Genomic DNA, 13859 nt, shown 5'->3' with positions numbered 1-13859 from the left:
GGCGGGCGGCGAGCCGGTGCGGGTCGAGACCGTCCACGATGCGGAACGCGCCGAGGCGAAGATCATCGTGATCGGAGGGGTGGCGGACACCGCCGAACTCCTGCGCCTGGTCGCCCTGCTGACGGACCAGCCGGACTGACGGACCGCCAAGGACTGCCAAGGACCGCCAAGGGCCACCAAGGACCGCCCTGACCGCCCGGACCGGTGTGCCCGGCCCCGACCGAGAAGAGGACCGACCCGATGCCCGAGACCCTGCAAGAGCTGCACGGCACGCCCGTCCTGCTGTGCGCGCCCGACGGACCGCCGCTGGCGGGTGAGCAGGACGCCCTCGACCTGATCGGTGAAGCGTTCGGGCTGGGCGCCCACTGGGTGGCCGTCCCGGCCGGGCGGCTGCCCGACGACTTCTTCCGGCTGCGCACCGGGCTGGCCGGCCGGATCGTCCAGAAGTTCGCCACCTACCGTCTGGGGTTCGCCGTGCTCGGGGACGTCTCGCGGCACACCGCCACCGGCACCGCGCTGGCCGACTTCGTCCGCGAGTGCAACGGGGGCCGCCAGGTCTGGTTCCTCGCGGACGCCGCGGGGCTCGCCGACCGGCTCGCGCCGCCGGCCCGCTGACGCCCCGGCAAGCCGAACGGGTGAACAGCGGAGCCGACACGCATCGGCCGGGGTTGACCGGCGTTGAGCGGAGGGACGTGTCCACGGTGCCTGCCGGCCTCCACGGTTCGTGCAGTGCCCGAACGATCCAGTCCCCGCGGAAGGACCGCCCGTGCCCTGTCTCCAGCGCTCCGTGCTGCTCCGCGCCGCTGCCGCCGCCCTGGCGCTGAGCGCCTGCGTGGGGGTGGACGCGGCGGTGGGACACGCGCTCGCCCGCAGCGGCGAGGAGCGGGCCAGACAGGACGCGTACCTGTGCGGGGAGGCGGCCCGGCTGGCCGCCGAGGTGCGGGCCGACCGCTCCCTCCCGGGCGGTCGGCGGCCGCTGGAGGAACTCACCCGGCAGAGCCGCTGCGCCACCCGAAAGCCTTAAGCCAAATCGGACATATGACCGCCTAACCTCCCTCATTCGGCTTAATTCGTGAAACTGGAGGAACTCCCCCTTTTCCCCTACGGTTCATCAGGCAGGACGCCGTGCCCGCCGGGTGGCGGGTGCGATCGTAGGAGGGGGCCCGTGATGGCCAGTCAGCAGATCGCCGGGCCGAGCGCGGCCGGGCGCCTGCGTCGGGCGGTGGACGGCCCGGCGGCCGAGTGGTTCGGCCTGGTGGTCCGGCTCGCCCTCGCCGTGGTCTGGGGCTGGGCCGGGCTGGCGAAGATCTCCGACCCGGCCGAGGCGGCCCAGGCCGTCCGGGCCTACGAGATCCTCCCCGAATCGCTGGTCAAGCCGATCGGCTACGGCCTGCCCTTCCTGGAGCTGGCCCTCGCGCTGCTGCTGCTGATCGGTCTCGGCACCCGGATCGTCGCCGTGATCTCCGCCCTGCTGCTGCTCGCCTTCATCAGCGGGATCGCCTCCGCCTGGGCGCGCGGCATCTCCATCGACTGCGGCTGCTTCGGCGGCGGCGGCACGGTGGACGCCTCGAAGACCGAGTACCTCCAGGAGATCCTGCGGGACTCCGGCTTCCTGCTGCTGGCCGCGTGGCTGATCTACCGGCCGCGGACGAAGCTCTCGGCCGACGCCTGGCTCGCCGCCTAGGCCCCGCGCCCGCCCCCACCCCCGGTGACCGATCGATCCCCCCTTTGGAACATGGACACAGCACCCATGAGTGAGAAGAACCGCGAAGGCAAGCGGAACGCCCGCGACCGGATGATCGAGGCGCGCGCCGCCGAGGAGGCGCGCGACAGGCGCAAGAAGAAACTGGTGGTGGGCGGTGCGGTCCTGGCCGTGATCGCCGTCGCCGTGGTGATCGGCGTGGTGGTGCAGAACCAGCGCTCCAAGCCGGAGACCCCGGTCGCCGCCCCCGCCGGCGCGATCGGCGACAAGAGCCTGGTGATCCCGGCCGGCCCGGCCGACGCGCCTTCGGTGCTCACCGTGTACGAGGACCCGCGCTGCCCGGCCTGCGGCTCCTTCGAGCGCCAGTTCTCGCCCACCATCGACCAGCTCGAGGACCAGGGCAAGCTGTACGTCAACTACCACGTGGTGTCCTTCATCGACCGCTCGCTCGGCGGCAGCGGCTCCAAGTACGGCGCCAACGCGCTGGCCTGCGCCCAGGACGCCGGTCACTTCCGGGACTACCACGACGTGCTGTACCGCAATCAGCCGGACGAGACCAGCGACGCCTTCGGCGACAAGGCCACCCTGATCGAGCTCTCCAAGCAGGTCCCCGGCCTGGACACGCCCACCTTCGAGGCCTGCGTCAACGACAACAAGTACGGCGGCTGGGTGTCCGCGGTGCAGCAGGACTTCGACAAGTCCAGCTACAAGTCCACCCCGACCGTCCTGCTCAACGGCGCCCCGGTCTACCCGAAGAAGGGTGACGAGCAGATCAGCCCGGAGAACCTGGTGAAGTGGGTCGACCAGGCCAACCAGGGCAAGACGCTCGGCACCACCGGCTCGGGCGGCCAGAGCCCCGCACCGACCAGCACCGCGGCCGAGAGCAACACCCCGCCCTCGCCCTGACCGCCGGGCCGTCCGCCGCCGCGCCGTCCGCCGCCGCACCCGGTGCCCCGGGTGCGGCGGCCCGCTGTTTGGCCAAGCTGTGACCGGCAGCGGTGCCGGAGTGGCGGGTGCGACACGGTAGCGTCGACCCTGTCATGGATATCGCTTACATTCCGAGCCCGTCGCGGGGCGTCCTGTACCTGGGACCGGTCCCGCTGCGCGCCTACGCGTTCTGCATCATCATCGGTGTCGTCGTGGCCGTGTGGCTCGGCAGCAAGCGCTGGGTCGCCCGCGGTGGCGGCAAGCACACCGTCGGCGACATCGCGGTCTGGGCGGTGCCGTTCGGCCTGGTCGGCGGCCGGCTCTACCACGTGATCACCGACAACCAGCTGTACTTCGGCGACGGCAAGAACCCGTGGAACGCCTTCAAGATCTGGGAGGGCGGCCTCGGGATCTGGGGCGCCATCGCGCTCGGCGCGGTCGGCGCCTGGATCGGCTGCCGCCGCCGGGGCGTGCCGCTGCCCGCGTACGCCGACGCCATCGCCCCCGGCATCGCGCTGGCCCAGGCCTGCGGCCGCTGGGGCAACTGGTTCAACCAGGAGCTGTACGGCAAGCCGACCACGCTGCCGTGGGGCCTGGAGATCGACAAGACGCTGCCGGACGGCACCGTCGTCACCGGCACCTACCACCCGACCTTCCTCTACGAGTCGCTGTGGTGCGTGGGCGTCGCCCTGCTGGTGATCTGGGCCGACCGCCGGTTCACCCTCGGCCACGGCCGGGCCTTCGCGCTGTACGTCGCCGCCTACACGGTGGGCCGCTTCTGGATCGAGTACCTGCGGATCGACGAGGCCCACCACATCATGGGCCTGCGGCTGAACGACTGGACCTCGATCCTGGTCTTCGCCGGGGCCGTCGCCTACTTGGTGATCGTCGGCAATAAGCGCCCGGGCCGCGAGGCACCGGACTCCATCGACCCGGCCGCCCGGGCCGAGGCCGAGAGCGCCGGGGCGGCCCCCGAGCCGGCGCCCGCCGGGTCCGAGGACTCCGACGGGCCCGCCGGAACGCCCGGGGACACCCCCGCGGACGCCGCGCACAAGCCCGGGAAGAGCTCCGACCACCCCTCCTGACCAGCCGTTCCACCCCTCCCGGCCGTCTGCACCCACCGTGGCGCAGGCGGCCGAAGGCGTGTTCGGACAGCCTTACTTTGCTGGAAACTTGCAGGTCAGATGGCTAACGTCGAGTCACGAGAGCCCTGCGGGCAGCCCGGCTCACGGCGTTTCGGCGTACCCGGCTGCGGTTGCCGGGGGAGGGAAGCTCGCCAGAAGGCCGAGGACAGCATGAGCGTGACCGTCACCGAACCCGCCGTCGAGGGACACCCGCGGATACCCCAGGAGGGTCACCACCGCGACGTCAACGGCGGCTGGCTGCGACCCGCCGTGTTCGGCGCGATGGACGGGCTGGTCTCCAACCTGGCCCTGATGACCGGGGTGGTCGGCGGTGACGTGGGCCGCAGCGCCGTGATCATCACCGGGCTGGCCGGGCTCGCGGCCGGCGCCTGCTCGATGGCGGCGGGGGAGTACACCTCGGTCGCCTCCCAGCGGGAGCTGGTCGAGGCCGAGATCGAGGCCGAGCGCCTGGAGCTGCGCCGCAACCCCAAGGGCGAGCTGGCCGAACTCGCCCAGCTGTACGTGGCCAAGGGGGTGGAGCCGGAGCTGGCCCTCGAGGTCGCGCGGCAGCTGTCGGTGGACCCTGAGCGGACCCTCGCCGTGCACGCCCGCGAGGAGCTCGGCATCGACCCGGAGGACCTGCCGTCGCCGGTGGTGGCCGCCGCCTCCTCGTTCGCCTGCTTCGCGGTGGGCGCGCTGCTGCCGCTGCTGCCGTACCTGCTGGGCGCCGTTGCGCTGTGGCCGGCCCTGGCCGTCGCGGCGGTCGGGCTGTTCCTGTGCGGCGCGGTGGTCGCCCGGGTGACCGCCCGCAGCTGGTGGTTCAGCGGACTGCGCCAGCTGGTCCTGGGCGGTGCCGCCGCCGGGGTGACCTTCCTGCTGGGCCACCTGATCGGCGGCCACCTGGGGTGATGCCGTCCGTCCGCGGCTGTGCGATGACACATGAGGTTGCATGGGTATGCCGGATGATGCGTGATGTTCCGCACATGGGTACCGGCTTTCGCCTGGCCTAGTCTCGGCCGCAGGCGTAGCCGCCCGAGGAATCCCATCCCGCCGACCACCTGTCGGGATGGATTCGCAGGCGGGCGTGGAGCGGCCGTGTGGCCGGCGCATTTCGGCCCTGTTTCGCTCCGGGGCGCGCCGGGCACACTGGTGGCAACGCGCGCACCGGAGCCTGACTCCCCAGCCCCGGGCCGCCCCCCGGAAACGGCGCCTGACCTGCGGATTATGTCCGCGATGTGGACGCAATATTCCACTTCTCGGGATATCCGGCATCATGTAACCTGCACGAAATCGCATCAGGGCCAACGTCGTCCCTATTGCTCAGCTTCTTGCCAATGACGACGACGGGAGAGCCGATGCTGTCTGCATCCACGCACTCCGCCAACGAGCCCCAGCAGGCCGCCGCCCGGCCCTACGCGCTCGTTCCGGATGCGCGACCTGTAGCTCAGGGCCTGTACGACCCTCGCAACGAGCGTGACGCCTGCGGCGTCGGCTTCGTCGCCACGCTGACCGGCATCGCCGACCACACCGTCGTCGAGCAGGCGCTGACCGTGCTGCGCAACCTGGAGCACCGCGGTGCGACCGGCTCCGAGCCGGACTCCGGCGACGGCGCCGGAATCCTGACCCAGATCCCGGACGCCTTCCTGCGCTCCAAGGTCGGCTTCGAGCTGCCGGCCGCCGGCTCCTACGCCGTCGGCATCGCCTTCCTCCCGCAGGAGGAGGTCGCCGCCGACCTCGCCGTCGCGCAGATCGAGGAGATCGCCGCCGCCGAGGGCGCCACCGTGCTCGGCTGGCGCGACGTCCCCGTCACCCCCGACCTGCTCGGAGCCACCGCCCGCTCGGTGATGCCGCGCTTCCGGCAGCTGTTCGTCAGCCACGGCGAGAAGTCCGGCATCGAGCTGGACCGGGTCGCCTTCGTGGTCCGCAAGCGCGCCGAGCGCGAGGCCGGGGTGTACTTCCCCTCGCTCTCCGCCCGGACCATCGTCTACAAGGGCATGCTGACCACCGGCCAGCTGGAGCCCTTCTTCCCCGACCTGTCGGACCGGCTCTACGCCTCCGCGCTCGGTCTGGTGCACTCGCGCTTCTCCACCAACACCTTCCCGAGCTGGCCGCTGGCCCACCCGTACCGCTTCGTCGCGCACAACGGCGAGATCAACACGGTCAAGGGCAACCGGAACTGGATGACCGCCCGGGAGTCCCAGCTCGCCACCGACCTGATCGACGGCGACCTCAGCCGGATCTTCCCGATCTGCACCCCGGACCACTCCGACTCGGCCTCCTTCGACGAGGTCCTGGAGCTGCTCCACCTCGGCGGCCGGTCGCTGCCGCACGCGGTGCTGATGATGATCCCGGAGGCGTGGGAGAACCACGCCACCATGGAACCGGCCCGCCGCGCGTTCTACCAGTACCACTCCAACCTGATGGAGCCCTGGGACGGACCGGCCTGCGTCACCTTCACCGACGGCACCCGGATCGGTGCCGTGCTGGACCGCAACGGCCTGCGCCCGGCCCGGTACTGGGTCACCGAGGACGGCCTGGTGGTGCTCTCCTCCGAGGTCGGCGTGCTCGACCTGGACCAGGAGACGATCGTCAAGAAGGGCCGGCTGCAGCCCGGCAAGATGTTCCTGATCGACACCGCCGAGCACCGCATCGTCGAGGACGAGGAGCTCAAGGCCGGGCTCGCCGCCGAGCACCCGTACGAGGAGTGGGTGGCCGGCGGGCAGATCCAGCTGGCCAAGCTCCCCGAGCGGGAGCACATCCACCACACCCACGCCTCGGTCACCCGCCGTCAGCAGACCTTCGGGTACACCGAGGAGGAGCTGCGGGTCATCCTCGCGCCGATGGCGCGCACCGGTGGCGAGGCGCTCGGCTCGATGGGCACCGACTCGCCGATCGCGGCGCTCTCCGAGAAGCCGCGGCTGCTCTTCGACTACTTCGTTCAGCTGTTCGCGCAGGTCACCAACCCGCCGCTGGACGCCATCCGCGAGGAGCTCGTCACCTCGCTGCTGAGCAACCTCGGCCCCGAGGGCAACCTGCTGGACGCCAAGCCCTCGCACTGCCGCTCGGTCGGCATCACCTTCCCGGTGATCGACAACGACGAGCTGGCCAAGCTGATCCACATCAACGTGGACGGCGACCAGCCCGGCCTCAAGGCCGTCACGCTGTCGGGCCTGTACAAGGTCTCCAGCGGCGGCGCCGGCCTGGCCGCCCGCCTGCTGGAGATCGCGGCCGAGGCCGACGCGGCGATCGCCGACGGCGCCCGCATCGTGGTCCTCTCCGACCGCCATTCGGACGCCGAGCACGCGCCGATCCCCTCGCTGCTGCTCACCTCCGCGGTCCACCACCACCTGATCCGCACCAAGCAGCGCACCCAGGTGTCGCTGATCGTCGAGGCCGGTGACGTCCGCGAGGTGCACCACGTGGCGCTGCTGGTCGGCTACGGCGCCGGCGCGGTCAACCCGTACCTGGCGATGGAGTCGGTCGAGGACCTGGTCGCGCAGGGCGTCTTCATCGAGGGCGTCGAGCCGGCCAAGGCCATCAAGAACCTGATCAAGGCGCTCGGCAAGGGCGTGCTGAAGGTGATGTCCAAGATGGGCATCTCCACCGTGGCCTCCTACCGCGGCGCTCAGGTCTTCGAGGCGATCGGCCTGTCCCAGGAGCTGGTCGACGGCTACTTCTCCGGCACCACCACCAAGCTCGGCGGCATCGGCCTGGACGAGCTCGCCAAGGAGGTCGCCGCCCGGCACGCCAAGGCGTACCCGGCCTCCGGCATCCCGGCCGCGCACCGCGCGCTGGAGATCGGCGGCGAGTACCAGTGGCGCCGCGAGGGCGAGCCGCACCTGTTCGACCCGGACACCGTCTTCCGGCTGCAGCACTCCACCCGCTCGCGCCGCTACGACATCTTCAAGCAGTACACCGAGCGGGTGAACGAGCAGTCCGAGCGGCTGATGACGCTGCGCGGCCTGTTCAAGCTGGACGGCAAGGGCCGGGCGCCGATCGCGATCGACGAGGTCGAGGCGGTCTCCGAGATCGTCAAGCGGTTCTCCACCGGCGCGATGTCCTACGGCTCCATCTCGATGGAGGCGCACGAGACGCTGGCCATCGCGATGAACCGGCTCGGCGGCAAGTCCAACACCGGTGAGGGCGGCGAGGACCCGGAGCGCCTATACGACCCGGAGCGCCGCTCGGCGATCAAGCAGGTCGCCTCCGGCCGGTTCGGCGTCACCTCCGAGTACCTGGTCAACGCGGACGACATCCAGATCAAGATGGCGCAGGGCGCCAAGCCCGGCGAGGGCGGCCAGCTGCCCGGCCACAAGGTCTACCCGTGGGTCGCCAGGACCCGGCACTCGACCCCGGGCGTCGGTCTGATCTCCCCGCCGCCGCACCACGACATCTACTCCATCGAGGATCTCGCCCAGCTGATCCACGACCTGAAGAACGCCAACCCGGCGGCCCGCATCCACGTGAAGCTGGTCTCCGAGGTCGGCGTCGGCACCGTCGCGGCGGGCGTCTCCAAGGCGCACGCGGACGTGGTGCTGGTCTCCGGCCACGACGGCGGCACCGGCGCCTCCCCGCTCACCTCGCTCAAGCACGCGGGCGGCCCCTGGGAGCTCGGCCTCGCCGAGACCCAGCAGACCCTGCTGCTGAACGGGCTGCGCGACCGGATCGTGGTGCAGACCGACGGCCAGCTGAAGACCGGCCGGGACGTGGTGATCGCCGCGCTGCTCGGCGCCGAGGAGTTCGGCTTCGCGACCGCCCCGCTGGTGGTCTCCGGCTGCATCATGATGCGCGTCTGCCACCTGGACACCTGCCCGGTCGGCGTCGCCACCCAGAACCCGGTGCTGCGCGAGCGCTTCTCCGGCAAGCCCGAGTTCGTGGTGAACTTCTTCGAGTTCATCGCGGAGGAGGTCCGCGAGATCCTCGCCGAGCTGGGCTTCCGCTCGATCGAGGAGGCGGTCGGCCACGCCGAGCACATCGACGCCGCCGACGCGATCACCCACTGGAAGGCCGCCGGCCTCGACCTGGCGCCGCTGTTCCACGTGCCCGAGCTCCCCGAGGGCGCGGCCCTGCACAACACCACCGTGCAGGACCACGCGCTCGACAAGGCGCTCGACAACCAGCTGATCGAGCTGGCCGAGGACGCCCTGGTGCGCGGCGACGCCGTCCGCATCCAGCTGCCGATCCGCAACGTCAACCGCACGGTCGGCACCATGCTCGGCCACGAGGTGACCAAGCGGTACCGCGGCGAGGGCCTGCCCGAGGGCACCATCGACGTCACCTTCACCGGCTCGGCCGGCCAGTCCTTCGGCGCCTTCGTGCCGCGCGGAATCACGCTGCGCCTCGAGGGCGACGCCAACGACTACGTCGGCAAGGGCCTGTCCGGCGGCGTGCTGATCGTCCGCCCGGCCCGCGAGGCGGCGGCCATCGGCGCCGACGCGCAGAGCCACGTGATCGCCGGCAACACCATCGGCTACGGCGCCACCAGCGGCCGGATCCACCTGCGCGGCAAGGCCGGCGAGCGGTTCGCGGTCCGCAACTCCGGGGCCACCCTGGTGGTCGAGGGCGTGGGCGACCACGGCCTGGAGTACATGACCGGCGGCAGGGTCGTGGTCCTGGGCGAGACCGGACGTAACCTGGCAGCGGGCATGTCCGGCGGTATCGCCTACGTCCTGGACCTGCGCCCGGCCAACGTCAACGAGGGCATGGTGGGCATCGAGGCCCCCACCGCCGACGACCGGGAGTGGCTGCGCGAGACCGTGCAGCAGCACTACGAGGAGACCGGCTCCACCGTCGCCGCCGAGCTCCTGGCCGACTGGGGCAGCGGCGTCAGCCGCTTCTCCAAGATCATGCCGACCGACTACAAGGCAGTGCTCGCCGCCAAGGACGCCGCTGAGCGCGACGGACTCTCCGAGTCCGAGACCACTCGCAAGATGATGGAGGCGGCACATGGCTGACCCCAAGGGCTTCCTGACCACGCCCAAGCAGCTGGCCGAGCGCCGTCCGGTGGACGTGCGCCTGCGGGACTGGAACGAGGTCTACGTCGAGCGCAGCCTGCTGCCGATCATCACCGAGCAGGCCGGCCGCTGCATGGACTGCGGCATCCCGTTCTGCCACAACGGCTGCCCGCTCGGGAACCTCATCCCCGAGTGGAACGACCTCGCCTACCGGGACGACTGGACCGGCGCGATCGAGCGGCTGCACGCGACCAACAACTTCCCGGAGTTCACCGGCCGCCTGTGCCCGGCTCCCTGCGAGTCGGCCTGCGTGCTGGGGATCAACCAGGACGCGGTGACCATCAAGAACGTCGAGGTCACCATCATCGACAAGGCCTGGGACCGCGGCGGCGTGGCCGCCCAGGTCCCGGAGCGGCTGTCCGGCAAGACGGTCGCCGTGGTTGGCTCCGGTCCGGCCGGCCTCGCCGCCGCCCAGCAGCTCACCCGGGCCGGGCACACCGTGGTGGTGTACGAGCGCGCCGACCGCATCGGCGGCCTGCTGCGCTACGGCATCCCCGAGTTCAAGATGGAGAAGCGCCACATCAACCGCCGCATCGAGCAGATGCGCGCGGAGGGCACCCGGTTCCGTACCGGCGTGCACGTGGGCGAGGACATCACCGGCCAGCAGCTGCGCGAGCGCTTCGACGCCGTGGTGCTGGCGGCCGGCGCCACCACCGCCCGCGATCTGCCGGTGCCCGGCCGGGAGTTCAAGGGCATCCACCAGGCGATGGAGTACCTGCCGCTGGCCAACAAGGTGCAGGAGGGCGACTTCGTCGAGCCGCCGATCAGCGCCAAGGGCAAGCACGTGGTCGTCATCGGCGGCGGCGACACCGGCGCGGACTGCGTCGGCACCGCCCACCGCCAGGGCGCGGCCTCGGTCACCCAGCTGGAGATCATGCCGCGTCCCGCCGAGGAGCGGCCCGGCCACCAGCCCTGGCCGACCATGCCGATGACCTACAAGGTCACCTCCGCGCACGAGGAGGGCGGCGAGCGGATCTACTCCGTCAACACCACCCACTTCACCGGCGACGAGGACGGCAACGTCCAGGAGCTGCACCTGGTCGAGGTGGAGTTCAAGGACGGCCGGTTCGAGCCGGTGCCGGGCAGCGAGCGGGTGCTCCCCGCCCAGCTGGTCACCCTGGCCATGGGCTTCACCGGCACCGACGTCAAGAATGGCCTGGTCGAGCAGCTGGGCGTCGAGCTCGACGCCCGGGGTAACATTGCCCGGGACGGGAAGTTCGGGACCAATGTGAACGGTGTCTACGTGTGCGGTGACGCCGGCCGCGGCCAGTCCCTGATCGTCTGGGCCATCGCCGAGGGCCGCTCCGCCGCTGCCGCGGTGGACAGGTTCCTGGGTGGCAAGACCCCGCTTCCCGCTCCGATCCGCCCGACCGACCGTCCGCTGACGGTCTGACGGCACCCCTACCCTCAACCCGATCCGCCGGGTGCCCCCTCGGGCCCGGCTGCAGTACCCGTGACCCGTCAGAGCCGCCGGGCCGGTATGCGGCGCCTGCCCATTCCCCGACCAGGTATGGGGCAGGCGCCGTTCTGCTGCCCGCGCCGTTCCGCTGCCCGCAGGCCGCTCGCGGTCAAGAAGTTGATTTTTCGTCCATTCCTGGTCCTGTGGCGCTCCCAGGTGAAAGGATGCCGCAGGTGAAGAACGCGGGTTCGACCGGTGGAGGTGGTCCGGGATGAGCGGCCAGCAGGCGGGCAGCGGGACGACCGCACGGCGCATGGTGCTCGGCTCCCGGCTGCGCAGGCTCCGCGAGGCCAGCGGCGTCACCCGGGAACAGGCCGGCTACTCGATCCGCGCCTCCGAGTCGAAGATCAGCCGGATGGAGCTCGGCCGGGTCGGCTTCAAGGCCCGCGACGTCGCCGACCTGCTCACCCTCTACGGCGTCCACGAGGACGACAGCCGCGCCGCCGTCCTCGGACTGCTCCAGGAGGCCAACGCCCCCGCCTGGTGGCAGTCCTACGGCGACGCGGTACCCGGCTGGTTCCAGGCCTACCTCGGGCTCGAGGAGGCCGCCTGCACCATCGGCAGCTACGAACTCCAGTTCGTCCCCGGCCTGCTGCAGACCGAGGAGTACGCCCGCGCCGTCATCCGGCTCGGCAACCCGGCCACCCCCGCCGCCGAGATCGACCGGCGGGTCGCCGTGCGGCTGCGCCGCCAGCGGCTGCTGGAGACCCGGCCCGCCGCCGAACTGCTGATCATCGTGGACGAGGCCGCCCTGCGCCGCCCCTGCGGCGGACCCGAGGTGATGCGCCGGCAGCTGCACCGCCTGGTCGAACTCGCCGCCCACCCCCACCTCACCCTCCAGGTGATGCCGCTCGGCGGCGGCGGGCTGGCCGCCGAGAGCGGCTCGTTCACCGTACTGAGCTTCCCCGAGCGGGACCTGCCGGACCTGGTCTACCTGGAACAGTTCACCGGCGCCCTCTACCTGGACCGCCCCGCCGAGGTCGCCGAGTACGCCGCGGCGCTGGAGCGGCTGCGCGCCGAGAGCCTCACCCCGGAGCGGACGGCGGCCCTGCTGCACACCATCCTCCAGGAGGACTGACCCCCAAGACGACTGACACATCAGTACGATGATGTCTCGTCAGTTGGACCCGGGATCCCCGGGTGCCCAGTGAAGGGGAGCGGATGTCCTACATCGAGGAACTGTCGCTGCAGTACATCGACGGCCAGTGGCGAGCCGGCAGCGGCTCCTGGGACATCGTCGACCTCAACCCGTACACCGGCGAGAAGCTGGCCGCCATCACGGTCGCCACCGTCGAGGAGGTCGACCAGGCCTACCGCGCCGCCGAACGGGTCCAGAAGGACTGGGGGAAGCTCAACCCCTACACCCGGCGGCTGGTCTTCGAACGCGCCCTGCGGATCATGGAGGACCGCGAGCAGGAGATCACCGAGACGATCATCGCCGAACTCGGCGGCACCCGGCTCAAGGCCGGCTTCGAACTCTCCCTCTGCCGCGACATGCTGCGCGAGGCCATGCAGCTCTCGCTGCGCGCCGAAGGCCGGATCCTGCCCTCCCCGGTGGACGGCAAGGAGAACCGCCTCTACCGGCTGCCGGTCGGCGTGGTCGGCGTGATCAGCCCGTTCAACTTCCCGCTCTTCCTCTCCCTCAAGGCCGTCGCCCCGGCGCTCGCCCTCGGCAACGGCGTCGTCCTCAAGCCGCACCAGGACGCCCCGATCACCGGCGGCACCCTGATCGCCAAGATCTTCGAGGAGGCCGGGCTCCCCGCGGGCCTGCTCAACGTCCTGCTCACCGACATCGCCGAGATAGGCGACGCCTTCCTCGAGCACCCGGTGCCCAAGGTGATCGCCTTCACCGGCTCCGACAAGGTCGGCCGCCACGTCGCCCAGGTCGCCGCCGGCCACTTCAAGCGCACCGTCCTCGAACTCGGCGGCAACAGCGCCCTGATCGTGCTCGACGACGCCGACCTCGACTACGCCGTCGACGCCGCCGTGTTCAGCCGCTTCGCCCACCAGGGCCAGGTCTGCATGGCCGCCAACCGGGTGCTGGTCGACCGCAGCGTCGCCGAGGAGTTCACCGCCAAGTTCGTTGCCAAGATCGCCACCCTCAAGGTCGGCGACCCGCTCGACCCGGCCACCCAGATCGGTCCGCTGATCAACTCCGCCCAGGCCGACTCGGTCACCGCCCAGGTCGACCACGCCGTCGGCCAGGGCGCCACCGTCCTGCTGCGCGGCGCCACCGTCGGCACCCTGATGGACCCCGTCGTCCTCACCGACGTCCCCGCCGACGCGCCCATCCTGCACCAGGAACTCTTCGGCCCGGTCGTGGTCGTGCTCCCCTTCGACGGCGAGGACGAGGCCGTCCGGATCGCCAACGACACCCCGTTCGGCCTCAGCGGCGCCGTCCACACCGGCAGCGTCGAGCGCGGCGTCAAGCTCGCCCAGCGGATCGAGACCGGCATGATCCACATCAACGACGGCACCATCCACGACGAGCCGATCGTCCCCTTCGGCGGCGAGAAGAGCTCCGGCGTCGGCCGCCTCAACGGCGACGCCACCGTGGAGGCCTTCACCACCCTCAAGTGGATCTCCATCCAGCACGAGCGCAGCCGCTTCCCCTTCTAGGCGCTACCGGCTCA

General features: G+C 71.3%; 10 protein-coding genes. All 10 read left to right on the top strand.

The genetic code is table 11. From position 1 onward, the window contains the following. The first annotated feature begins 240 nt into the window (after nt 1–240). Nucleotides 241–615, top strand: coding sequence for a DUF4180 domain-containing protein (locus AA75_RS13605; RefSeq protein ID WP_033820240.1), 375 nt, complete (start codon nt 241–243; stop codon nt 613–615). A gap of 151 nt (nt 616–766) precedes the next feature. After that, the gene (locus AA75_RS13600) at nt 767–1024 is read left to right on the top strand and encodes a hypothetical protein (RefSeq protein WP_149038109.1); all 258 of its coding nucleotides are present in this window, start codon (nt 767–769) and stop codon (nt 1022–1024) included. A gap of 144 nt (nt 1025–1168) precedes the next feature. Then, nucleotides 1169–1684 carry a MauE/DoxX family redox-associated membrane protein gene (locus AA75_RS13595; protein ID WP_082526478.1) on the top strand — a complete coding sequence of 172 codons (516 nt, stop codon included), beginning with the start codon at nt 1169–1171 and terminating at the stop codon, nt 1682–1684. 66 nt (nt 1685–1750) lie between these two features. Next, on the top strand, nt 1751–2608 hold the full coding sequence (locus AA75_RS13590) for a thioredoxin domain-containing protein (RefSeq protein ID WP_033820223.1): 858 nt from the start codon (nt 1751–1753) through the stop codon (nt 2606–2608). A 134-nt stretch (nt 2609–2742) separates the two neighbouring features. Next, a complete protein-coding gene (gene lgt / locus AA75_RS13585; protein WP_033820222.1) occupies nt 2743–3714 on the top strand; it encodes a prolipoprotein diacylglyceryl transferase in 972 nt (323 codons plus the stop codon). 210 nt (nt 3715–3924) lie between these two features. Then, nucleotides 3925–4662 carry a VIT1/CCC1 transporter family protein gene (locus AA75_RS13580; RefSeq protein WP_033820221.1) on the top strand — a complete coding sequence of 246 codons (738 nt, stop codon included), beginning with the start codon at nt 3925–3927 and terminating at the stop codon, nt 4660–4662. A 446-nt stretch (nt 4663–5108) separates the two neighbouring features. Continuing rightward, nucleotides 5109–9707: a glutamate synthase large subunit gene (gene gltB, locus AA75_RS13575; protein WP_033820220.1), complete on the top strand. Its 4599-nt coding sequence runs from the start codon at nt 5109–5111 to the stop codon at nt 9705–9707. Beyond that, nucleotides 9700–11160, top strand: a complete 1461-nt coding sequence (locus AA75_RS13570) for a glutamate synthase subunit beta (protein ID WP_033820219.1) — start codon at nt 9700–9702, stop codon at nt 11158–11160. Before gltB ends, AA75_RS13570 begins: the two co-directional genes overlap by 8 nt. Before the next feature lie 277 nt (nt 11161–11437). Further along, on the top strand, nt 11438–12304 hold the full coding sequence (locus tag AA75_RS13565) for a helix-turn-helix transcriptional regulator (RefSeq protein WP_033820218.1): 867 nt from the start codon (nt 11438–11440) through the stop codon (nt 12302–12304). An 83-nt stretch (nt 12305–12387) separates the two neighbouring features. Further along, nucleotides 12388–13845 carry an aldehyde dehydrogenase family protein gene (locus AA75_RS13560; protein WP_033820217.1) on the top strand — a complete coding sequence of 486 codons (1458 nt, stop codon included), beginning with the start codon at nt 12388–12390 and terminating at the stop codon, nt 13843–13845. Nucleotides 13846–13859 lie beyond the last annotated feature (14 nt).

The organism is Kitasatospora sp. MBT63 (assembly GCF_000710465.2).
Classification (GTDB): domain Bacteria; phylum Actinomycetota; class Actinomycetes; order Streptomycetales; family Streptomycetaceae; genus Kitasatospora.
Note: the sequence above shows the minus strand (reverse complement) of the source record. Positions and strands in the feature narration are given on the sequence as shown.

Coding starts and splice junctions, on each gene's coding strand:
- AA75_RS13605 (WP_033820240.1), top strand. CDS start 241: ATGCCCGAGACCCTGCAAGAGCTGCACGGCACGCCCGTCCTGCTGTGC.
- AA75_RS13595 (WP_082526478.1), top strand. CDS start 1,169: ATGGCCAGTCAGCAGATCGCCGGGCCGAGCGCGGCCGGGCGCCTGCGT.
- AA75_RS13590 (WP_033820223.1), top strand. CDS start 1,751: ATGAGTGAGAAGAACCGCGAAGGCAAGCGGAACGCCCGCGACCGGATG.
- lgt (WP_033820222.1), top strand. CDS start 2,743: ATGGATATCGCTTACATTCCGAGCCCGTCGCGGGGCGTCCTGTACCTG.
- AA75_RS13580 (WP_033820221.1), top strand. CDS start 3,925: ATGAGCGTGACCGTCACCGAACCCGCCGTCGAGGGACACCCGCGGATA.
- gltB (WP_033820220.1), top strand. CDS start 5,109: ATGCTGTCTGCATCCACGCACTCCGCCAACGAGCCCCAGCAGGCCGCC.
- AA75_RS13570 (WP_033820219.1), top strand. CDS start 9,700: ATGGCTGACCCCAAGGGCTTCCTGACCACGCCCAAGCAGCTGGCCGAG.
- AA75_RS13565 (WP_033820218.1), top strand. CDS start 11,438: ATGAGCGGCCAGCAGGCGGGCAGCGGGACGACCGCACGGCGCATGGTG.
- AA75_RS13560 (WP_033820217.1), top strand. CDS start 12,388: ATGTCCTACATCGAGGAACTGTCGCTGCAGTACATCGACGGCCAGTGG.